This window comes from Verrucomicrobiaceae bacterium, assembly GCA_016713035.1.
In the GTDB taxonomy this organism is placed as follows: domain Bacteria; phylum Verrucomicrobiota; class Verrucomicrobiia; order Verrucomicrobiales; family Verrucomicrobiaceae; genus Prosthecobacter.
Window position 1 is genome coordinate 45,662 of sequence record JADJPW010000006.1, and the last position, 20,244, is coordinate 65,905.

19 protein-coding genes and 1 pseudogene are annotated in these 20,244 nt (G+C 59.7%); 9 read left to right on the top strand and 11 right to left on the bottom strand.

All coding sequences use genetic code 11. The annotated features are described in order from the left end of the window. Positions 1-7: 7 nt before the first annotated feature. Together IPK32_17250 and xseB are read right to left on the bottom strand one after the other, a co-directional pair. Positions 8-1,894, bottom strand: a complete 1,887-nt coding sequence (locus IPK32_17250) for a 1-deoxy-D-xylulose-5-phosphate synthase (GenBank protein MBK8093668.1) — start codon at positions 1,892-1,894, stop codon at positions 8-10. Between the two features lie 61 nt (positions 1,895-1,955). Beyond that, complete coding sequence (gene xseB / locus IPK32_17255) at positions 1,956-2,303, bottom strand: exodeoxyribonuclease VII small subunit (GenBank protein ID MBK8093669.1); 348 nt, start codon at positions 2,301-2,303, stop codon at positions 1,956-1,958. 185 nt (positions 2,304-2,488) lie between these two features. Between xseB and IPK32_17260 the strand changes: the two genes are divergently transcribed. After that, positions 2,489-3,109 carry a L,D-transpeptidase family protein gene (locus IPK32_17260; protein MBK8093670.1) on the top strand — a complete coding sequence of 207 codons (621 nt, stop codon included), beginning with the start codon at positions 2,489-2,491 and terminating at the stop codon, positions 3,107-3,109. 52 nt (positions 3,110-3,161) lie between these two features. Further along, the gene (locus IPK32_17265) at positions 3,162-4,394 is read left to right on the top strand and encodes a 4-hydroxy-3-methylbut-2-enyl diphosphate reductase (GenBank protein MBK8093671.1); all 1,233 of its coding nucleotides are present in this window, start codon (positions 3,162-3,164) and stop codon (positions 4,392-4,394) included. 79 nt (positions 4,395-4,473) lie between these two features. On the opposite strand, the gene IPK32_17270 is transcribed toward IPK32_17265, so the two are convergent. Genes IPK32_17270 through IPK32_17285 form a run of 4 tightly spaced genes read right to left on the bottom strand, consistent with a single transcriptional unit; the run spans position 4,474 to position 8,446 of the window. Beyond that, positions 4,474-5,460 (bottom strand): chitobiase/beta-hexosaminidase C-terminal domain-containing protein, encoded by a 987-nt coding sequence (locus IPK32_17270; protein ID MBK8093672.1) that lies wholly within the window; start codon positions 5,458-5,460, stop codon positions 4,474-4,476. 14 nt (positions 5,461-5,474) lie between these two features. Then, positions 5,475-6,335 carry a tRNA glutamyl-Q(34) synthetase GluQRS gene (gene gluQRS / locus IPK32_17275; GenBank protein ID MBK8093673.1) on the bottom strand — a complete coding sequence of 287 codons (861 nt, stop codon included), beginning with the start codon at positions 6,333-6,335 and terminating at the stop codon, positions 5,475-5,477. Further along, complete coding sequence (locus tag IPK32_17280; protein ID MBK8093674.1) at positions 6,335-7,753, bottom strand: DUF2851 family protein; 1,419 nt, start codon at positions 7,751-7,753, stop codon at positions 6,335-6,337. Before IPK32_17280 ends, gluQRS begins: the two co-directional genes overlap by 1 nt. Before the next feature lie 12 nt (positions 7,754-7,765). Beyond that, positions 7,766-8,446, bottom strand: coding sequence for a hypothetical protein (locus IPK32_17285; protein MBK8093675.1), 681 nt, complete (start codon positions 8,444-8,446; stop codon positions 7,766-7,768). Between the two features lie 218 nt (positions 8,447-8,664). Here IPK32_17285 and IPK32_17290 point away from each other — a divergent pair, with 218 nt between their 5' ends. Next, positions 8,665-9,351 (top strand): hypothetical protein, encoded by a 687-nt coding sequence (locus tag IPK32_17290; GenBank protein ID MBK8093676.1) that lies wholly within the window; start codon positions 8,665-8,667, stop codon positions 9,349-9,351. Between the two features lie 7 nt (positions 9,352-9,358). Here IPK32_17290 and IPK32_17295 read toward each other — a convergent pair whose 3' ends face one another. After that, positions 9,359-10,378 (bottom strand): hypothetical protein, encoded by a 1,020-nt coding sequence (locus tag IPK32_17295; protein ID MBK8093677.1) that lies wholly within the window; start codon positions 10,376-10,378, stop codon positions 9,359-9,361. 204 nt (positions 10,379-10,582) lie between these two features. On the opposite strand from IPK32_17295, the gene gap reads away from it, so the two are divergent. Next, on the top strand, positions 10,583-11,632 hold the full coding sequence (gene gap / locus IPK32_17300; GenBank protein MBK8093678.1) for a type I glyceraldehyde-3-phosphate dehydrogenase: 1,050 nt from the start codon (positions 10,583-10,585) through the stop codon (positions 11,630-11,632). A gap of 126 nt (positions 11,633-11,758) precedes the next feature. After that, a pseudogene (gene nspC, locus IPK32_17305) lies at positions 11,759-12,980 on the top strand (carboxynorspermidine decarboxylase). A 33-nt stretch (positions 12,981-13,013) separates the two neighbouring features. On the opposite strand, the gene IPK32_17310 reads toward nspC, so the two are convergent. Genes IPK32_17310 through IPK32_17320 form a run of 3 tightly spaced genes read right to left on the bottom strand, consistent with a single transcriptional unit; the run spans position 13,014 to position 14,735 of the window. Further along, positions 13,014-13,550, bottom strand: coding sequence for a cob(I)yrinic acid a,c-diamide adenosyltransferase (locus IPK32_17310; protein MBK8093679.1), 537 nt, complete (start codon positions 13,548-13,550; stop codon positions 13,014-13,016). Between the two features lie 8 nt (positions 13,551-13,558). Then, positions 13,559-13,708 (bottom strand): hypothetical protein, encoded by a 150-nt coding sequence (locus tag IPK32_17315; protein ID MBK8093680.1) that lies wholly within the window; start codon positions 13,706-13,708, stop codon positions 13,559-13,561. Then, entirely contained in the window at positions 13,701-14,735 is a 1,035-nt protein-coding gene (locus tag IPK32_17320) for a rhomboid family intramembrane serine protease (protein ID MBK8093681.1), read from the bottom strand. The genes IPK32_17315 and IPK32_17320 overlap by 8 nt, the downstream gene beginning before the upstream one ends. A gap of 131 nt (positions 14,736-14,866) precedes the next feature. Here IPK32_17320 and IPK32_17325 point away from each other — a divergent pair, with 131 nt between their 5' ends. Both IPK32_17325 and IPK32_17330 read left to right on the top strand, forming a co-directional pair. Continuing rightward, positions 14,867-16,069, top strand: a complete 1,203-nt coding sequence (locus IPK32_17325) for a magnesium transporter (protein ID MBK8093682.1) — start codon at positions 14,867-14,869, stop codon at positions 16,067-16,069. After that, a complete protein-coding gene (locus tag IPK32_17330; protein ID MBK8093683.1) occupies positions 16,069-16,944 on the top strand; it encodes a hypothetical protein in 876 nt (291 codons plus the stop codon). The genes IPK32_17325 and IPK32_17330 overlap by 1 nt, the downstream gene beginning before the upstream one ends. 98 nt (positions 16,945-17,042) lie before the next feature. Here the strand turns inward: IPK32_17330 and IPK32_17335 are convergent, their stop codons facing one another. Beyond that, a complete protein-coding gene (locus tag IPK32_17335) occupies positions 17,043-18,563 on the bottom strand; it encodes a DUF481 domain-containing protein (GenBank protein ID MBK8093684.1) in 1,521 nt (506 codons plus the stop codon). Between the two features lie 171 nt (positions 18,564-18,734). Between IPK32_17335 and def the strand changes: the two genes are divergently transcribed. Together def and IPK32_17345 are read left to right on the top strand one after the other, a co-directional pair. Next, a complete protein-coding gene (gene def / locus IPK32_17340; protein MBK8093685.1) occupies positions 18,735-19,301 on the top strand; it encodes a peptide deformylase in 567 nt (188 codons plus the stop codon). Between the two features lie 59 nt (positions 19,302-19,360). Next, positions 19,361-20,188: a prepilin-type N-terminal cleavage/methylation domain-containing protein gene (locus IPK32_17345; GenBank protein MBK8093686.1), complete on the top strand. Its 828-nt coding sequence runs from the start codon at positions 19,361-19,363 to the stop codon at positions 20,186-20,188. The last annotated feature ends 56 nt before the right edge of the window (positions 20,189-20,244 follow it).

Genomic DNA, 20,244 nt, shown 5'->3' on the forward strand with positions numbered 1-20,244 from the left:
CCTCGGCTTAGCCCAGCACCGCGAGCACCTTCGCGACGCAGTCTTCGGCGGTGAGGCCGTGTTTTTTGCGGAGGATGGGGATGGTGCCGTGCTCGACGAATTCATCTGGCCAACCAATGCGCACGACGGGTGTGCGGATGCCGGCGCTGCTGAGGTGCTCGATGACGCCACAGCCGAAGCCGTTCATGAGGACGTGGTCTTCGAGGGTGCAGACGACTTTGACCTTTTTGGCATAGGATTCGATGCAGGCACCATCGAGCGGCTTGATCCAGCGTGGGTTGATGAGGGCGACGGAGAGTCCTTTGGCCTCTAGGACGGCTTTGGCAGCCTCTGCGACGGGGAACATGTCGCCGAGGGCGATGAGGGCCACGTCGCTGCCATCGGCGACGACTTCGGCTTTGCCGATTTCGAGGAGTTGGGGCTTTTCCTTCGGGCTGATGCCTGGACCGTTGCCACGCGGGTAGCGGATGGCGATGGGGCCTTTGTTGTAGTTCGCCATGGTCCAGAGCATATCGACGAATTCATCCTCATGGCGGGGCTGCATGTGGATGAGGTCTGGCACGCCGCGTAGGTAGGCGATGTCGAATAGTCCGTGGTGAGTGGGGCCGTCGTCACCGCTGAGGCCGCCGCGGTCCATGCAGAGGCGGACGGGGAGTTTTTGCAGGGCCATGTCATGCACGATCATGTCAAAGGCACGCTGCATGAAGGTGGAGTAGATGGTGAGGAAGGGCTTCAGACCACTGGTGGCCATACCGCAGGCAAAGAGGGCCGCGTGCTCCTCTGCGATGCCGACGTCGAAGTAGCGCTCGGGGATTTCTTTCTTAAAGACACTCAAGCCGGTGCCGCCGGGCATTGCGCCGGTGATGGCAACGATTTTTTTGTCTTCTTTGGCAAAGTCGGTGACGGTGCGTGCATAGACCTGGCTGTAGGTGGGCTTGTTGAGCACGGGTGTCTCGCCGGTCTCGATGTTGTATTTGCCCAGGCCGTGGAATTTACCCGGATCTTCGAGGGCGGGTTTGTAGCCTTTGCCTTTTTCCGTGATGATGTGGAGGATGACGGGCTCGTCCTGGGTTTTGAGGAATTCAAAGGTCTGGATGAGCAGCGGGATGTTGTGCCCGTCGATGGGGCCGTAGTAGCGGATGCCGAATTCGTCAAAAAGCAGGCTGCGATTCGCCGGAGTGGAGCTCTGAGGCAGGATCATGCCTTTGGCGTGGTCCTCAGCCTTTTTGGCGAGTTTGAGGGCATCTTGGCCGAGGATGAATTCGACGAACTTGGCGGCCTTTTGGTGCAAATTGGCGAATCCAGGGTGTGTGGCGATGCTGGTGAAGTATTTCGCGATGGCTCCGACATTGCGATCAATGGACCACTCGTTGTCATTGAGCACGATGATGAGCTTTTTGGTGTGCGCGGCGACGTTGTTCATCGCCTCAAACACGGGGCCGCAGGTGAAGGCTGCATCACCCGCGACGCAGACGACGTGCTCATCGGTGCCATTGAGATCGCGTGCTGTGGCCATGCCGAGCGCGGCACCCAGGGCGGTGCCGGCGTGGCCTGCGCCATAGCAGTCGTGCTCGCTCTCAGTGCGGAGGCAGAAGCCATTGAGGCCTTCGTATTGGCGGATGGTGCCGATCTTGTCCCAGCGGCCTGTGAGCATCTTATGGACGTAGGCCTGGTGAGCGACGTCGAAGACGAAGCGGTCCTTAGGCGTGTTAAACACCCGGTGCATGGCGATGGAGAGCTCCACCACGCCCAGATTCGGTCCGAGATGGCCGCCCGTTTCGCTGAGGGTCGCGATGAGCGTGCGGCGGATTTTTTCAGCGAGGGTAGGCAGGAGCTCTACTGGCAGCGCTTTGAGATCGGCAGGAGAGTGAATGGCGGGGATGTCGGTTTCCACAGGATGAGTAGCAGGGAGCAGAGGGCTAAGGGCGGCGTGTCAGATAAATAGGAGCGATAGGTCAAAAAAGGCGGATTTCCTCGTCTGTCGCCGTTTTGCGGCGCTTCGGTGGAGATTGGCGGGGGCTGGCTTCATCCGCGTCGGGTGTTTCGTCGGCGGAATCTCCTCCAAAGGGCCGTGTCGTGGCCTTTCCGGCATCTAAATCCGCAGAGATCAGCTCCACGCGGTGGCGTGCCACCTCGATATGCTGGCGGCAGACTTTCAGTAGCTGCATGCCCTCGGAGTAGCTCTGGATCATCTCTGCCAGCGGCATGCGGTCATCCTCCATCGCTGAGATGATTTCATTCAGGCGCTGCATCGCATCCTCGAAGGAGGATTCTTCATCGGGCTGGCGCACGGGTTTGCTCATAGGGGCGGTTTGGGGGCGGGGGAGATGTCCGCCGGGGCGGAAGGGCGGCCAGTATCAAAACATCGCATCCTGCCGCAAGCACGAAAACCACTCTGGTGACAGGTTTTGCACCTCCATGCCCCCGATAGTCTCCTTACTCTTTGCTTCTTGAACTCTTTGCTCTCTACCGCTAGAAGCTCGCCGCCATGAAATTGCATCCTTCCATCATCCTCCGCTCCCTCACTCTCGCCGCCGCCGCTTTGGCGCTCAGTAGCTGTGCTGCCGTCAAAAAAGGTGGCACCATGTACGGACATGACTTCGATCCGCCCATGACAAAGCCTTCCAGCATCAGCAATGTGAAGGTGAAGGTCAGCACCGGCGCGGGCCGCATCTATGTCACCGAAGGGAATAAAGTCCTCCTCGCCTCTCCGTGCTCTGTCGGCACTGGCGGCAGCACTGGCCAGGGTAGCTACCGCATCCAGTTCAAGCAGGCGCAGAAGCGCCGCGTCAGCAATCCCGACGCTGGCTATCCTATGGCCTACTGGCAGGAGTGGAAGTCCGCCTACGGCCTCCACTGGGGTTTTGTGAAGCCTTATCCTTGCACCCACGGCTGCATCCGCCTGCCGATGAATACCGCCCGCAAGATCTTCTCCATGACCCAGGTCGGCACCCCGCTCATCATCAGCCCTTCGCACCCAGAGGATGCCACCATCGGCAAGACTCTGCCTACCATCGACGACGGCCCATTGCCTAATCCAGATCGCGGCTACCTCATGAGCAACTCCTTCTTTGAAGACGCTGCTGCAGGTCGCAAACTGCGCCTCTGATCGTCCCGCCGCCCCGCTACGCTCCTAATTTCCGGTTATCTAGCTTTCGCCCATGCCTCCACCTGCCCAACGCGTCAATGTCCGCACCCCCGAGGTCATGGAACGCGTGCAGGCGGAGGTCGAGACGCACTACCGCAGCACCATCGTCGAGCAAATCCGTGCCCGTGGCAGCATGCTGCGCATCGGCAGCACCACGGTGCGACTGGCGCGGGATTTCGGCTTCTGCTACGGCGTGGAGCGGGCCATCGACCTGGCTTACGCTGCGCGGAAGGTGTTTGCTGACCGCAAGGTCTATCTCCTCGGTGAAATCATCCACAACCAGGAGGTCAACCGCCAGCTCACCGAGATGGGCATCATCAGCATCCCCATCTCTGAGCATGAGAGCACCCTCGCCACTCTCACAGCCGAAGACGTCGTCATCGTCCCTGCCTTTGGGGCAGAGACACGGCTCATGAAGCTCATCGCCGAGCGCGGCTGCCTCACGGTGGATACCACCTGCGGCGATGTCATGAGTGTCTGGAAGCGTGTCCGCCAGTACTCCAAGACCGGCTTCACCTCCATCATCCACGGCAAAGCCACGCATGAGGAGACCCGCGCCACCTCCTCCCGCGCCATGGGGGACGATGGGATGGGAAACTACCTCGTCATCCTCACCCTCGCAGATGTGGACTACGTCTGTGACTACATCCGCCACGGCGGCGACCGCGCTGCCTTCCTCAGCCGCTTTCCTCAGTCCGCACGCTCCGTCGGCTTCGATCCAGACCTACACCTCACCCGCATCGGTGTCGCCAATCAGACGACCATGCTCAAGTCCGAGACAGAAGAAGTGCAGCGCCGCCTCCGCCAAGCCGTCATCGACCGGAATGCCGGCGACTCTGTCCCTGACGCCAATTTCCAGGTATTCGACACCATCTGCGGAGCCACCCAAGAGCGCCAAGACAGCCTCTTCGGCCTGCTCCAATTCCCGCTCGATGTGCTGCTCGTCGTCGGCGGCTACAACAGCTCCAATACCACCCACCTGGTGGAAATCGGTGAGCAGCAGCTCCCCACCTTCTTCATCCGCACGGCGGACTGTCTCACCTCCCTGGAGCAGATCGTCCATTTTGACATTCATCAAAAGACAGAGACCCAGAGCTACTCCACCAAGCTGGCCAGCAGTGAGCCCGTCACCGTCGGCATCACCGCTGGGGCCTCCTGTCCGAACAATCTCATCGAAGACACAGTGCTGCGCATCTTTTCCCTACGCGGCATCGACCCCGCGAGCGTCCGCGCCGCACTAGCCTAGCGGAAGTGGCGATCCCAGACTCGCAGGCAGGCCATGAAGCACTGCCACACACTAGATCTCGCAAAGAAGAGTGCAGCACTCACTCGCCGAGGAGCTTTTTCACGGTCGGCTCGATGGCCTCTGCCCAGATGCGGTAGCCTTTTTCGTTCGGGTGCAGGTAATCGGGCATGATGTCCTTGGTGATCAGGCCTTCTGCCGTGAGGAATTTTGACCCGATGTCGAGAAAGGTCGCGTTTTGCTGCCCGTCGAGCTTGGCGATGAGTTGATTGACGGCGGAGAGCTTTTCCCGCTGCGGGCCGGGCTTCTCACCACGGGGGAAGATGCCCAGTAGCAAGGTTTTCGACTGCGGGAGACGCTGATGCAGCTCCTGGACGATAGCGGTGATGCCCGCAGCGATTTCAGGGGCAGAGCAGTTGGCGCTATTGTTCGTGCCGATCATGAGGACGACGAGTTTCGGCGAAATACCGTCCAATGCGCCGTGCTGGAGCCGCCAGAGCACATTCTCCGTCTTGTCCCAGCCGAAGCCCAGATTCCCGGCCTTCCGCGGCGCATAAAATTCGCCCCAGGTCTGCTGTCCGCGCAGGGCATAGCTGTCGAACTGCTCGCCACCGAAAAAGTGCGTGATGGAGTCGCCGATGAAGAGGATCTGCGGCTGGATTTTTTTCACAGCGGCGCTGGTCAGTGCGTGGCGCTTTGCCCAGTCATACTGTGGCCAGCTCCGGTCCTGTGGGATGGGTACGACGGTGCTGGGTTGCGCTTTTTGACCCGACAGCGGCTCGAAGACACTCTGCACGACTTTGGCATGGGCAGTGCGGTCCTTGGTGAAGAGTGTGGCCTTCACGGTGCCGCCTCCAGGCAGGGCAAACGGTGCCAAGTAGGGGGCCGACTTCGCGGTGGGCTCCGTACCATCGAGCGTGTAAAGAATGGTGCTCTCTTTGGAAGGCAGCTTGAAGGTGATGAGGCCGCTCTGATCCCGCTCCATCGACAGTGGCGCTGGCGGTGCCTTGGTGGTCGTCTGGGCGAGGAGCGAGGAAGCTGTCAGCAGGGTGAGGAGGAGCGGGCGCATGGTGGAAAAAAGGGTCAGAGCATACCGATGGTGGAGAGGATGTCTTGCGGCGAGTAGCCAGCGAGGTGCATGCTTTCTACCGAGCGGTCATTGTCACGCTTGGCGAGCCGGCGGCCCGTTTCGTCCGTGATCAGGCGGTGATGCTGCCACAGCGGCACGGGCAGGCCCAGGAGATGCTGCAGCAGCCGGTGCAAATGCGTGGCTGGCAGCAAGTCCTCCCCGCGTGTGACCAGGGTGATGCCCTGCCGTGCATCATCGACGACGACCGCGAGATGGTAGCTGCCTGGGGTGTCCTTCCGTGCCAGCACCACATCACCAAAGACGTCTGGTTTTGCCTCCTGCGTGCCATGCGTGAGATCGGTGAAAAAAAGGGGCGCAGCGAGCTGCCGACATGCTTTTCCTACATCCAGCCGCAGGGCATAGGCCGCGCCGCTGTCCATCCGCTGGCGGCGCTGGTCGGCACTGAGACTGCGGCAGGTGCCAGGATAAAGCGGCCCATCTGGCCCCTGCGGCGCATCTCCTGCACGAGCGATCTCATCCTGTATCTCACGCCGCGTGCAAAAGCAGGGATAGAGCAAGCCGCGTGCCTCCAGCGTATCCAGAGCAGCGCGATAGTCGTGTAGGTGATCACTCTGCCGCAGCACCGGCTGCTCCCAGGTGAGCCCCAGCCATGCCAAGTCATCAAAAATGGCCGCCTCAAAATCTGGGCGTGCCCGCGTGGCATCAATATCCTCGATGCGAATGAGAAAGCGTCCTCCCAGAGCAATATGTGCTGCCCGGTGAGCGAACAGCGCCGCAAAGACATGCCCCAGATGCAGCCGCCCGGTAGGACTGGGTGCAAAGCGTGTCGTATGCGCGGTGGGCGGTGTGGACATCATTTCCATTCTTTCAGCCGCAGGGGGAAGGGGCAGTCTGCGCAGGCACTATCGTCCTCGAGGCAGAAATCCTCATAAATCTGCAACAGCCCCTGGTGATGGTGCAGCATGGTCTGGAAGTCAGCGGCGCGTGGACTCCCATCCCCAAAGAGGCGCTGTGTGGCACGGCGGACTTTTTGATTATCCAGCAGGGCAGGTAACTCCAGATACTCAGCCCATAGGCGTGTGCGTTCTGGGACGAGGAGAGGGTAGGCCACATTCGCCAGCATCTCCTGCACACGGCTCTCGCCGATCATCGCGATGGGCCGTGCAGCAGGCTCCGCCATGAGTGTGTAGTGCGTGGACCAGAAATCATGCCGCAGGGAGGTCAGTGCCGCTCGCCACGCGGGCTGTGTCCAACGTGTGGCATCTGCCAGTGGCTCGCAGATACGCTCCCAGTGCGAGAGCATCGCCGCGAGGGCTCCGAGACGCCGCTGTGGGTGATTCCCCGGTCGTGTCGCAGCCAGATTCCAGCGCGGGAGCTGTGGCGGCTCCATCCAGCGTGCGCAGGCATCACGCTGCTTCCACCATTCGGACCAGAGCTGGCGCAAATAGCCCCTGGTAGCCCCCTCGGTGTCTTCGAGCCGGATTTTTGCCAAGAAGCCACTCACACCAAAAAGCAGCGCCTCGCGCTCCGCAGCGTTTTGCTTCAAAAGCCGCTTCAAAGGCAATCGCTGGCTCAAAATGACGAATGGCACCTGATTGTTTCGGTATCCGAGTGTCTGCGCTAGAGCCTGAAAAATGGCCTGTTCGCGTCCCTGGGCCGCGACGATGCGGTGGAGCCGTGCAGACTTCTTTTCTAGGCGGAATTGAGCCGCCGCCTCGATCATCGACTGCACTCGCTGCGTCTCCATTTCCGCCAGGGGCGTGGCGCAGCGGCCCAGGCGAGCCGCAGCTAGCCCACGTTGCGGCTTGGCATCGCTAGCGAGCATCTGCGGCTGGAGCAGGATCTGTGGCACCGCTCGGTGCTGGCTCGTGCGGGTGAAAAAACGCTGCTCCGGCATGCGCAGCACCAGATGGAGCACCACACGGTCATAATCGGCATTCGCTCCGTGGTGGTGGTGCTCCCAGTCGCGTGCATCTGTATCCAGCTCGATGTCTCCACGCAGCGAAGCGCCATTCAGCGTGACCGCGCAACCCGTGAAATCAGGCCCAGGGCCAGAGTTCCAAGTGCCGAAGTCGCTGATCGTCACCTTTTCTCCATCCACTGTCACAAATTCACTGCCAAAAGCCCCCGCAAACCAAAGGCTCTGCCAGTCCAGCTCCGAAAACGCCGCATCAAAGCCCTGCAACGCCGTTTCCCCCACATGGTCGCCAAACACCTCCTCACGAAAACGTGAGTACCGATGCGCAAGCGGGAGAGGGGACGGGGCGGACATGCATCAATAGGATCAAATGACTTCCAGTGGCTTCATGGATGGTTGCCAGAGCATCAAGGGGACATCAATGGCGACAAATGCACCATCCTCAGTCGCTAACACATTTCCACCATGGGTGTCAGAGGCGATAATGCGGTCTTCCGGGCGATACCATACGACGCTATGACCCAAACGCCGCCGCTCAAACCCGGAGCTTTTAAAGAAGTAAGCAATCTCGTCCGGTTCAGCTGGCTTACCGTCCACGGCTGGCTGCTCTGTAACGACGCGAATGACCCCAGGTCGAATTTCTTCGACGCCCAAGAAAAGGATATGATCACCAAACACTTCGTTACAGAGGATCAAGCGATGCAGATAGCCTGTAGGAGAGGCTTCGCTCCCATCTGGAAGGTGTCCAAAGCAGTTTCCATAAGTTGCCTTGATCACACATTGAGGTCTTGAGTCACCTGTCCCAAACCATACCTCATGCTCATAACCGAAAGCATCTGGCGATGTCGGTAATGAGGAGAAAGATTTTAACCAGCCTGATTGAGCGGCCCACTGGCGTAGGGCCTCGCTTTCGGCCGCAAGTTGTGTTGTGCTAAAAATGCCTCCACTTCGGCGAATTGTCTCAGCGCCCGTTCGCGTGTGCGTAAGGGCGAGTTCAAGCGTGCTTGGCGCATCCGGTCGGCGAAAGTCTTCGGGTCCATCTGGCATTCTAAGGCTGGTTCCGGCTCAGTTTACTGCGCTATCCAGTAATTTGCCAAGGTTTGTTTTCGTGTGATCACGCTTGCCGTATCTCGTGAGGCATTAACAAAGGCTTTGCTCGGCCGATTTGGTTGCCCAGAAAGCCCCTTGGTTCGGCTCTATCATTTCCGCTTTCACAGCATCTTTCCACTAGCCCAAGCAAAGAGCCTGCGTGAGTTTTTCACCGCATGACTCCTGAAGAATATAATCCCTACGCCCCTCCGCAGGCTGATCTCATCCAGCGCCCGCCTAGCACAGATAGGCTGGAGCCGATCCTGGGAAATGTGGCATGGCCGCTGACGTTTCATTTCAAGTTCCTGACTTTCGCACCGAAGGTCTATGTGCGTGATGCGAATGGCCAAGAGGTCATGTTTGTGCGCCAGCGGCTCTTTAAGTTCCGTGAGCATGTGGAGCTCTTCACCGATAGCTCCAGGCAGACCAAGCTGGGTGACATCCGTGCGGATCGCATCATCGACTGGTCAGCTCGTTACTCCTTCACCGACTCTGCGGGCGAGGCGATCGGTTCCGTGGGCCGCAAGGGCTGGCGCTCCATCTGGCGGGCGCATTACGAGGTCTTTAATCCCGGTGATCAGATCGCGGACTTTCAGGTGCGGGAGGAAAACCCCATGGCGAAGGTGCTCGATGCCATCTTTGGCCAGATCCCCTTCATCGGAATGGCCACACTATGGCTCTTTCATCCGCGCTACATCGCCAACGCAGCGGAGAATGCACCTGCGATGCGTCTAACCAAGCTGCCTGCCTTTCTAGAGGGCCGCTTCAGGCTGGATCTGCTCACGCCGCTGCCCGTGCGGCAGCAGATGAACCTCATCCTCTCCTATTTCATGCTCGCACTGCTGGAGCGGCGCAGAGGGTGATCATCACTCACTTCGCCGAGATGGTGAACGCGTGGTCATCCGCGCTGATCTTCAAATCCATGAGTCCCGCCGCGTAGCGAAGCATCTCAGAGGCGCGGATGTGCCGCACATCGAGACTGCATGCGGCCTGGAGGTCTGTTCCGGGGGCGATGATGATGTTGATGCCATTTTTCGCTGGGTCGGCCTCGGCAGACTTGATTCGCACAAAGGTGGCCACTTCCTCCAGCGTGGCGTTTTGAAATTGTGCGAGAGGGAGGATGATTTTGTCTGCGCGGAGCTTTTCCGTCGCTTTGCCGAGTAGCTCGATTTTGCCGAGATCATCCTCTCTCTGGCTCAGCAGCACAGCTTCCGCCTGATAACGCAAATGGAGACCTGATAGCTCGGCGATGTAGCGGAGTGCTTCTGATTGAGGAATGTTCTTCAAATCGAGCGATAACTGGCGCTTCGAGAAAGGATCTGGAGCTTTCAGGACGATGTTGGGCATGGGCCGAGGCGGATCGACATCGCTGCGTTTCAGGCGCATGTATTCGCAGGCCTCCTCTGGGCTGGCTTTTTGAAATTGGACACTTGGAAGCAAGATGTTTTGGGCTTGGGCCTCGATCCCATGTGTGGCGATCAGTCTCGGTGGTGGATTGGTACTCTTGAAGTTCTTTCCTCCGATGACGATGGCGTATGGCTCGACGATGTAGCCCCTTCCGGTCAGCTCGGTGATGTAGCGCAGGGCTTCGCTGACCGGCGTGTTTTTGAGCTGGAGGGAGAGTTTGGCTTTGCTGCGTCCGAGGAGGACGATGTTGATGCCGCGCTTGGAGGGATCTGCTGTCGAATCGATTTGGGCGCATTTGAGGCGGAGGAACTCGATCGCCTCTTCCAGGGTGGCGTCTTGGAATGTGAGCTCCGGCAGGATGAGGGTGCGGAGCTTTTGACTGAGTGCCGCAGCACGCTGGGCAGGCAGCGGAATCTGTGCGGAGGCGGTTAGGGAGCCTAGTAGTAGAAGAGGGAGACAACAAAAGCGGATGAAGGCCTTCATGGGCAGAGTTTACCAAATTCGGAGTTACGATGTGAAGTTTTTTTTGGGTATAGTTCGTGCTGGGAGAGTCCAGCTTCTCACTGGTGGGCTGGTGGCGAGCTTGTGGCGGCCTAGTTCCTGCTTGCCGTCCAGGGTTGAAAGGCCCCGCGGCTGCGGTAGGTCTGCAGCCCTCTAAAATCCTAACATCCAAAAAAAGCACACACTATGGTCAAAATCGGCATCAATGGTTTCTGGCGCATCGGCCGCCTGGTTTTTCGCGCAATCTGTGATCAAGGCCTTCTGGGCAAAGAGATCCAGGTCGTCGCCGTGAATGACCTCGTTCCTGCGGACAATCTCGCTTACCTCGTCAAATACGACTCCACACAGGGCAAGGCGAAGGAAGAAGTGTTCTCCAAGAAAAGCAGCCCCGACGTGGCTGAAGACGACATCCTCGTGGTCGATGGCCATGAGATCAAATGCCTCGCCGTCCGCGCAGGTCCATCCGCCCTCCCTTGGAAGGAACTGGGCGTGGACATCGTGATCGAGTCCACCGGTCTCTTCACCGAGCGTAGCAAGGCCCAGGGCCACATCGACGCTGGTGCCAAGAAAGTCATCATCTCCGCTCCTGGTAAAGAAGAGGACATCACCATCGTCATGGGCGTGAACCATGAGAAATACGATGCCAGCAAGCACCACGTCATTTCCAATGCCTCCTGCACCACGAACTGCTTCGCCCCAGTCGTGCACGTGCTGCTCAAAGAGGGTTTCGGCGTCGCCGAAGGCCTCATGACCACCATCCACAGCTACACCGCCACGCAGAAGACCGTGGACGGCCCTAGCGCCAAGGATTGGAAAGGTGGCCGCAGCGCTGCCATCAACATCATCCCCAGCAGCACCGGTGCTGCAAAGGCCGTCGGTCTGGCCATCCCAGAAGTGAAGGGCAAGCTCACCGGCATGTCCTTCCGCGTGCCGACTCCGACCGTTTCCGTGGTCGATCTCACCGTGAAGACGGAAAAAGAGACCAGCTACAAAGAAATCTCCGCCGCGATGAAGAAGGCTAGCGAGACCTACCTCAAAGGCATCCTCGGCTGGACCAGCGACGAAGTCGTCAGCACCGACTTCATCCACGACAGCAGCAGCTCCGTCTTTGACGCGGGCAGCGGCATCGAGCTGAACAACAAGTTCTTCAAGCTCGTGAGCTGGTACGACAATGAGTGGGGCTACTCCAACCGCGTCGTCGATCTGGTGAAATACATCGTGAGCAAAGGCCTGTAATCCGAAACGAACACAGGAACCTTCCCAAAAACTCTGCTGGCCGACTCACACGAGTCGGCCCGCTTTGCATCCATCGGAATCGCCATTCGACATTCTGCATTCGTCATTCACACTCCGCGCCCTGCCATGTTCACCCCTCCCCATGTCTTTGATCAGCCACCGCCTGCATTTGATGTCGATGCCATCGACACACCCGCCTATGTCGTGGACTTGGGCTTGCTGAAAAAGAATCTGGAAAAGCTCGCCTTCGTGCAGCGTGAAGCCGGGGTGAAGGTGCTGCTGGCGCTGAAAGGTTTCTCCATGTTCAGCACCTTTGATTTGGTGCGGCAGTATCTCAGTGGTTGCTGCGCCAGCGGCCTGCATGAGGCACTGCTGGCCCGGCATGAGTTTGATAAAGAGGTCCACGTCTATGCGCCTGCCTTCAAGCCGCATGAGATGGAGCAGATCATCCCCATCGCCGATCACCTGAGCTTCAACTCCCTGGCCCAGTGGCGTAAATTCCGCCCCATGCTCGATGCGAACCGCGCTGCGGGTCTGCACACACCCAGCCCCGGCATCCGCGTCAATCCAGAGCACAGCGAGGTGGAGGTCTCTCTCTACGATCCGTGCTCACCTGGTTGCAGGCTCGGAATCCGCGCGGATTCGCTGGAAGGCGAGGACTTGAGCGGCATCGAGGGCCTGCATTTTCATGCGCTATGCGAGCAGGGCAGCGATGTGCTGGAACGCGTCGTCGGAGCCGTCGAAAAACGCTTCCCGAAGCTGCTGGAGCAGGTGAAATGGGTAAACATGGGCGGCGGCCACCACATTAGCCGCAACGACTACGACCTCGAGCGTCTCATCCGCCTGCTGCGCACCTTCAAAGCCCGCTGGGGCAAAGAACACGTCTATCTCGAGCCCGGCGAAGCCGTAGGCCTCAATACCGGCTACCTCATCGCTGAGGTGCAAGACATCGTCGGAGCACGCAAAACGACGGTTGGGGCATCCTGCGACATTCTCCCCACTGCCATCCTCGACCTATCGGCGAATGCGCACATGCCTGACACGATGGAGATGCCGTATCGACCGCATATTTTCGGTGGTGGTAGGCCTGGGGAGTTCCCGCATGAATACAAAGTCGGCGGGATGACCTGTCTGGCAGGGGATGTGTTGAGTGGCTTCTCATTCCCAGAACCATTGCAGATCGGGCAGAGGCTCGTTTTTGCAGATATGGCGCATTACACGATGGTGAAGACCACCACCTTCAATGGCGTGCATCATCCTGACATCGTCATTTATGACCCAGAGACGAAAAAAGACCCGAGTGGTGAAGAAATTCGGCTACGAGCACTTTCGCGACAAGTTGTCCTGATGGTGGATGCCATGGACTGTCTGCAAAACGAGCCTAACGCTCCTCCCACCGAGCTAGCAGCCACAGAACATCACTGAGACGGTTCAAAAAGCGCATCACCTCGCGGTTCGGCACCGCCTCGGGGGTGCCATCGAGGTCTGCGATGCAGCGCTCTGCGCGGCGTGCAGCGACGCGGGCCAGATCGGCATGCGCTCCTGCCATCACGCCTGCTTCGCCGGGCAGTGCCCAGCCTTTGAATTGGAGTGCGCCGCTGGCCTCCAGTATGGTGACGCATTCATCCAGCCAGAGGAGGTCTTGATCGGCAATAAGATCGCTATGGGTGGCTGAGTAGCGCTCTTCGAGGCCGGGCGGAGTCGCTAGTTCGCCCATGAGGCTGATGAGCCTGCGCTGGAGGCGTGGGAGGAAGTCCTGGGTCTCCTTTTTGGCCGCGCTGATGCGTAGGGGGCCGAGTGCGGCGTTGAGCTCATCCACCGCGCCGAGTGCGTGGATGCGAGGATGAGATTTAGCAGCGCGGATGCCGAAAAGCAGGTCGGTGCTGCCTTGATCGCCTTTGCGGGTGGTGATGGACATGGGGATAATTATTCTTCGGGTTGGGTCTCTGGGGCGACTGGGGCCACGCGGGGCGGGGGGTGTGTATCCGGGATGGTGCTGCAACCACGCACCCATAGCCCCAGCAGTAACGTGGCGAGCACGAAAAGGCCCGCGATGAGCGGAGATGGATTACGCATGGTCTTTTCCGCCCTGCTTCAGTTTTTCACTGGCTTGGCTGAGGAGCGTTTTTTCTTCAGAAGTGAGGCTATCCATGCCGTGGGCAGATATTTTTTCCAAAATGGCATCCACCAGCTCTGCGAGAGGGGACTCGGGTGGCACTGCGGCAGGCGGGGATTTGCTCTTGAGGGCGGGGGAGGGGCTCGATGGCACTTTACGGATGGCAGCGGCCTCTAGGTCCACCTCCACACGGGCATGAGCACGCGTGAGTGCGGTGCTTTTTCGCACTGTGGCTGGTTGCCACTGGCTGGCATAGGTCATGGGTTGGCCGCCATAGCCCAGCGCACGGGCATAGAACCACCCAGCGGCAGCTCCGCCGATGTGGGCGAAGTAGGCGACCCCTACGCCATACGAACGGGAGGAATGGAAGAGCACTTCATACACGCCGAGAGCGAGATTGCCGATGAAGAGCCACTTGGCCACAGTCCAGAGCCGCATCGGGATCGGGATGATAAAGAAGACGATGGCGTCCACGGGCTCATCCGGCACGAGCACGGCATAGGTCATCAAAAGGCCGAAAATGGCTGCGGAGGCACCCATCATGAGTGTGGCCTTGTCATTGAAGATGAAGGCATTCACCGCCATCTGCGCCGCCGCACCGACGAGCGCTGAGAGGATGAAAATCCGTGTGAAATGCCTGCTGCCCACCAAGCCCTGCACTCCACGGCCGACGAACCAGTAAAGTGCGATATTGAGCACGAAATGCAGCAGCCCACCATGCACCAGCATGTGTGCGGCCAGTGTCCACACATGACCAGCGGCTAGTTCCTGGATGGAAACAGCTCCCCAGGGCACGTAGCCCAGTCCTGGCACATTCTCCCCACCCAAGTGCAGGACATGCTGCATGAAGAAAATGCCCGCCATCAGCACCAAGAACACTTTGAAGGCCTGCACGCTCTGCAAGCGCCGCTGCCACGAGCCAGGTGGCGGCTGCGGAGGCTGGGGGGCGCTATCATCGCGCATGTATTCGCGGTCAGAGACTGACATGAGGCTGGAGACGGACAGGGAGGCGGAAATCTGCGACGGCACGGCGCTGGACGCGAGTTTTTTCTCTCCCCGTGATGGCAAAGCGCGGCAGCATGCGCCATTCTGGCTGCTGTTTTGCTGTTGGCTATCTTATGAGTGACTCCTCCACCGCTTCCTTGCTCGATCAGGTGCGCACTAGCGCACCTCTGGAGGCTGCCGATGCGCTAGAAGCCGCACCTGATGCTGAAGCCGCAGCCGTATTGCAGCAGCTCAATCCGATGGTGGCCCAGCAGGTGCTGCATGAATTGGGAGATGAGCGACGCTGCGCTATCCTCGCTGCTGCACCGATCGAAAAAGCTCGGCAGTGGATGCTCAATCGCGATTACCCAGAGGACAGCGTCGGCTGGCTCATGGAGCCACCAGCAGCCGTCTTTCGCCCGGCGATGAAGGTGCGTGATACCATCGAGGCGCTGCGCCGCATCACGCGGAAGGTCTTCATCACCTACGGCTATGTCACGGATGCGGCCAATAAGCTCCTCGGTGTGCTGGTAATGCGTGATCTCATGCTCGCCGCACCTGAGGCCACGCTGGCGGAGGTCATGCTGCGAGATGCATTCACTCTGCGTCCTGAGATGCCGCTGACAGAGGCCATGCGTATCGCCGTGAATCGCCACTATCCGGTCTATCCTGTGTGTGATGAAGCTGGGCTGCTGCTGGGCCTCGTGCGCGGTCAGTCTCTCTTTGAGGCACGGGCCATCGAGATCAGTGCGCAGGCGGGTAGCATGGTCGGTGTGGAGAAGGAGGAGCGGCTCGCTACGCCTGTGATGCGCAGCCTGCGCTCACGCCATCCGTGGCTTCAGATCAATCTCATCACCTGTTTCGTCGCGGCTGCCGTGGTGGCCTTTTTTCAGCACACGCTGGACCGGCTCGTCATCCTGGCCGCCTTCCTACCCGTGCTCGCAGGCCAGTCGGGTAACACTGGGTGCCAGACGCTCGCCGTCACGCTGCGGGGCATCACGCTGGGGGATCTGAAAAGCGGCAGCGAGCGTGCCCTGGTGCTCAAAGAGGGGCTACTGGGCCTTTTCAATGGCATGCTCGTCGGGCTCACGGCTGGCGCGGGCATGTACATCTATGCGCGGCTCTCTGGCAGTGGGGATGCCTTCTCACTGGCCTGCGTGGTGTGGCTTTCGATGGTGGCGAGTTGTTTCACCAGCGGCCTATGCGGAGCTCTCATCCCGCTGACGCTGCGGCGCTTCGGGGCAGACCCCGCGACGGCCTCCAGCATCTTTTTGACCACCGCCACGGATGTGGTGAGTATGGGTGTCTTTCTCGGTCTCGCGACGATCTTGGTGTGATGATTTGGACACGACAGCAATGGCATGCACGCCGGGATGCGCATCTGGAGCGCACCACAGCGCTCGCTCGTGCCTTCATGCAGCGGCGCAGTCATGGGAAAAAGCATCCGGTGGAGGATTTTCTCTTCACCTACTACCGGGTGCCGCCGACACGGCTGATGCAGTGGTCGCCACCTCTCGGTATCCGCATTGAAGTGAGCGCAGAGGACCTGCTGGCAGCTCCTTGGTTCACCGAGCCGCCTTTTCATCACGCAGATGGCTTTTGCTCTCTCGATGCCACGCAGTTGCAGCCACGCACGCGTGATCTCGCCGCATGGATCGCCCAGCTCGGGGAAAACATCCTGCAACGCCCACCTCGCCTGCGCTGCTACGGATTGCATGAGTGGGCGATGGTGTACCGCCAGACGGAGGAGCAGATCCGCCATCAGGGTTACGAGCTGCGCCTGCCGCCGGACGAGCTGGCACGCTTCGTCGATTCACAGGCCGTCTGCTGCTCGCATTACGACGCGTATCGCTTTTTTACGCCCGAGGCACGCCCTCTGAATGCCTTTGAGCCCACCTTGGAGGCGAGGCTGGAGATGGAGCAATGCGGATGCCTGCATGCGAACATGGATCTCTATAAATGGGCGGCCAAACTGATGCCCTGGATCGGCTCTGATCTGGTGGGTGAGTGTTTTGCCCTGGCCTGGGAAGGGCGGCAGCTCGATATGCGTGCCAGTCCGTATGATCTAGCCGCTCTAGGATACGACCCTGTGCGTATCGAGACGCCAGAGGGCCGTGCTGATTACGAGCAGCAGCAGCGTCACCTCGCGGAGCGCTCCACCGTGCTACGCCGCCGACTCACCGAGCAGGGGCTAGCCATCAAGCTGGCGTAAGGCGGGCTGACCGCATAAAAAAACCGCCGTGGTGCGAAGTCGCGACCACGGCGGTGTGTAAGCAGTTGCTAGATGTAGAGAACTCGAAGACTCCGAGATCAGAACTTCACAGCGATGCCGGAACTGAGGATGAAGTCGTTCTTCTTGAAGCCAGCAGCGGGCTGATTGTCGTAGTTGTTGGTGATTCCGAGGCGGAAGCTGAGGTTGTCACCCAATGCGGTGTCGAGGAACGCGGTGGCGATGAGGTAGGAGTCGCTCCAGTCGCTGACAGCGGCATTGTAATAGAGTGATTGGCCGATGGTGAAGGTGTCATTGATCTTCCAGGAGAGTTTTTCTCCGGCTTGGAAGGCGAAGTAGGAGCGGCTTTGGCCACCCTGGTTCTCAAACACGCCAGCAGGGCCAGCTTCGACACTGAGCTTCACACGGTCGTTGCGGATGAAGTAAACGCCGAGGTTCAAGCCGGGTGTGAAGCGGTAGGCGAGGTCCGCAGGCTCATTGTGCATGAAGCCGAGGGAGGCACCTGCGTACCAGCGCTCGTTGAGGAGGTGATTGTAGGCACTGTTGAGGAGGAGGGACTGCGTATTGGTCGTGCCATTGGCCTGGCCATAGATACCGATGAGGCCAAAGAGGAACTCGTCCGTGGCGGAGCGCCAGGCGGTGTCATAGTTGACCGTGAGCGCGAGGTTATCCGCATTGCCTTTGGCCATGGTGAAGCCGACAGCAGCGCTTGAGGTCCAGCCCAGTGCTGGAGCAGCGGGGAGGGCGATGGAGGGCTTCAGCGTGCGGCGTGCAGCTGGGGGCTCTGGGGCGAAGCCACCAGGTGCCCAGGTGATGCTGGAGATCAGAGCCATGTCATTGGCCTGACGACCGGCGGCTGGAGTGCTGTCATACATGTCGCGGAAGAAGACCTTCAGCGCGAGGTGGTTCGTCAGCAGGGCCTGGACGCCGATTTCGCCGACGAGGAGGTAGTTCCCGAAGTCGCCTGCCTCTGGCATGTAGCTGAGGGATTGCCAGAATTTCACGCGCTCGCTGATCTGGTTCTCATAGCGCTGGCCGAACCACAGGGCGGCGTATTCATCACGGATGCCCTGCTGCTGCCAGATGTAGGCGGGACCGAAGTCAAAGGTGAGCTTCGAGCGATCCGTCTTGAAGGCGACAAGGCCCAGCTTCGGAGCGAGGCTGAAGCGGTAGTCGATGTTCGCGATGCTGTCGGTCAGGTACTCAGCACCCAGACCCCAATACCAGCGGTCATTGATCATGTGCTTGTAGTCACCAAAGACACGGAAGAGATTGGTGTTCTTCACATTGGCGGCTTCACCGTAAAAGTAATCCGCACCGATATACGCATCCGTCTCAGGAGTGACATAGGTGGCCAGGAATTGCAGGCTATACGTGAGGCTGTTGATATTCCCGCGTGAGAAGGCCATGCCGCCCGCTGCCGTGTATTCCCAGGGGGTGGTAGGCTGTGGTGCAGGAGTGAGCGTGGCACCAGCAGCGGTGGAGGCGGCGGCTGGTTTTCCAGGTTCGAGGTTTGGCAGCACCTTAGTATCTGCGGCCATGAGGCCGGTAGAGACCAGAGCGAGGCTGGCCAGTATGCGATTGGAGCAGGATCGGAGCATGTAGTGTTGGTTGCTTGTGTGTTTAAGAATAAAAAGGCCGGGCAGTTCTCACTGCCAGGCGCGGCCATTAGAGGCACACCAGCCGCTTTTGATCAATCTTTGATTCGACGAAATCACACCCTGCGGGCTTGAGCAGGCGGCGCGGCAGTGTAAGGGAACCGCCCTCTCGCCATGATCCTGCCCATCGTCCGCTATCCAGAGCCCGTCCTCCGCGCCAAATGCCGCCCCATCACGGTCGTCACGCCCGAGGTGCAAAAACTCGCCTCCGACATGCTGGAGACGATGAAAGAGGCAAACGGCGTCGGCCTCGCGGCCCCCCAGGTGGCCGTGGACCAGCACCTCGCCGTCATCGACGTCTCGCACAACCCGCAGTGCATCTCTTTCCTCAAAATCGACGGCCAAGATGCCGATGTGATGCAGCACATGCCCATCGTCTTCATGAACGCCAAGCTCGATCTCGGTGGTGCGAAGGAAACCGGTGAGGAGGGCTGCCTCAGCTTCCCCGGCCTGCGTGGCGACATCCGCCGCTCTTCTGCGATCAAAGTGACCTTCATGGACCTCGCTGGCAAAACCCAGACCTGGGAGACCGATGGCCTGCTCGCCCGTGCTTTTCAGCATGAAATCGATCACCTCAATGGCGTCCTCTTCATCGACCGCATGTCTGCCGCTGCCAAAGTGGGGCTGAAGCGCAAGCTCTCCCGCCTCATGGCCGAGTGGGAAGAAGAGGATGAGAGCTGAGTCTCTCCTTCTGCTAAAAGCCAGGTGCCAAAGCCACACGGAGCGTATAAGATCAGGCCATGAACCCTGGTAGCACAACCCTCAGCATCCAGCGCCGCCGTGGCTTCACGCTGCTGGAGATGGCGCTGACGCTGCTACTGGTGTCCCTGCTGGTCGGTGCCGTGTTTGGTATCCTCCAGAGCTCCCTCCAGCTCGCTGATGCCATCAAAGGCGAGGCAGATCGAGAGCTGCGCCTCCAGCGCTTCATCGAGCTCTTGGAAAATACGCTCAATCGCCTCCCGCCCGATGCCGTGATCAGCATCCGCCCCTCACAGGGTCTCAGCGGTGGCTCGCAGATCATCGAGATCGCCAATGCGCGGTCGCCCTTCGATGCCGCGACGCCTGGCGTGCTCACACTCGGCACCGCGCAGGCGAAAGACGGTACCACCACGGTGGTGATGAAGTTCGAGGAGATTCCGCTGAATTTTTCGCCATCAAAGCGGCTGGATACCGCACGACCGATCGAGCTGGCACTGCTGGGCGAGATCAGCGGCATGCTCTGGCGTGTCTATGATCCCACCACCCAAAAGTGGATCGACAAATGGAATGAAAAAGTCATCGCCGCAGATTTGATCAAGAGCGGAGCACTCAATCAGACATCCCCCGCACCCATGCAGGGTGCTGGAGCCGCAGCGCAGGGGCAGAATATCCAGCTCACCACGCCAGAGGCCACTGCCGCAGCGGGGCCGGCCGGCGGGCAGACCACCAATCCGGTGCCAAACTTGACCAGCTCACTCTACCCGCGTCCACCCATGCTAGAGCTCCAAATCCAGGAGGGCAGCGTCGAGCCGCGTCCGTGGATCTTCTGGGTGCCGCCTTCGGTCGTTCCAGCAGGCGGAGCGCAGTAGATTTCTGTGATTGTCACGGCGGAGTGCCGCGCTACTCCTCCACTGCGCGGACTTCC

What these genes read in the sequence shown, in the direction of transcription:
- xseB (MBK8093669.1), bottom strand. Translation starts at nt 2,303, where the DNA reads ATGAGCAAACCCGTGCGCCAGCCCGATGAAGAATCCTCCTTCGAGGAT.
- IPK32_17260 (MBK8093670.1), top strand. Translation starts at nt 2,489, where the DNA reads ATGAAATTGCATCCTTCCATCATCCTCCGCTCCCTCACTCTCGCCGCC.
- IPK32_17265 (MBK8093671.1), top strand. Translation starts at nt 3,162, where the DNA reads ATGCCTCCACCTGCCCAACGCGTCAATGTCCGCACCCCCGAGGTCATG.
- IPK32_17270 (MBK8093672.1), bottom strand. Translation starts at nt 5,460, where the DNA reads ATGCGCCCGCTCCTCCTCACCCTGCTGACAGCTTCCTCGCTCCTCGCC.
- gluQRS (MBK8093673.1), bottom strand. Translation starts at nt 6,335, where the DNA reads ATGTCCACACCGCCCACCGCGCATACGACACGCTTTGCACCCAGTCCT.
- IPK32_17280 (MBK8093674.1), bottom strand. Translation starts at nt 7,753, where the DNA reads ATGTCCGCCCCGTCCCCTCTCCCGCTTGCGCATCGGTACTCACGTTTT.
- IPK32_17285 (MBK8093675.1), bottom strand. Translation starts at nt 8,446, where the DNA reads ATGCCAGATGGACCCGAAGACTTTCGCCGACCGGATGCGCCAAGCACG.
- IPK32_17290 (MBK8093676.1), top strand. Translation starts at nt 8,665, where the DNA reads ATGACTCCTGAAGAATATAATCCCTACGCCCCTCCGCAGGCTGATCTC.
- IPK32_17295 (MBK8093677.1), bottom strand. Translation starts at nt 10,378, where the DNA reads ATGAAGGCCTTCATCCGCTTTTGTTGTCTCCCTCTTCTACTACTAGGC.
- gap (MBK8093678.1), top strand. Translation starts at nt 10,583, where the DNA reads ATGGTCAAAATCGGCATCAATGGTTTCTGGCGCATCGGCCGCCTGGTT.
- IPK32_17310 (MBK8093679.1), bottom strand. Translation starts at nt 13,550, where the DNA reads ATGTCCATCACCACCCGCAAAGGCGATCAAGGCAGCACCGACCTGCTT.
- IPK32_17315 (MBK8093680.1), bottom strand. Translation starts at nt 13,708, where the DNA reads ATGCGTAATCCATCTCCGCTCATCGCGGGCCTTTTCGTGCTCGCCACG.
- IPK32_17320 (MBK8093681.1), bottom strand. Translation starts at nt 14,735, where the DNA reads ATGTCAGTCTCTGACCGCGAATACATGCGCGATGATAGCGCCCCCCAG.
- IPK32_17325 (MBK8093682.1), top strand. Translation starts at nt 14,867, where the DNA reads ATGAGTGACTCCTCCACCGCTTCCTTGCTCGATCAGGTGCGCACTAGC.
- IPK32_17330 (MBK8093683.1), top strand. Translation starts at nt 16,069, where the DNA reads ATGATTTGGACACGACAGCAATGGCATGCACGCCGGGATGCGCATCTG.
- IPK32_17335 (MBK8093684.1), bottom strand. Translation starts at nt 18,563, where the DNA reads ATGCTCCGATCCTGCTCCAATCGCATACTGGCCAGCCTCGCTCTGGTC.
- def (MBK8093685.1), top strand. Translation starts at nt 18,735, where the DNA reads ATGATCCTGCCCATCGTCCGCTATCCAGAGCCCGTCCTCCGCGCCAAA.
- IPK32_17345 (MBK8093686.1), top strand. Translation starts at nt 19,361, where the DNA reads ATGAACCCTGGTAGCACAACCCTCAGCATCCAGCGCCGCCGTGGCTTC.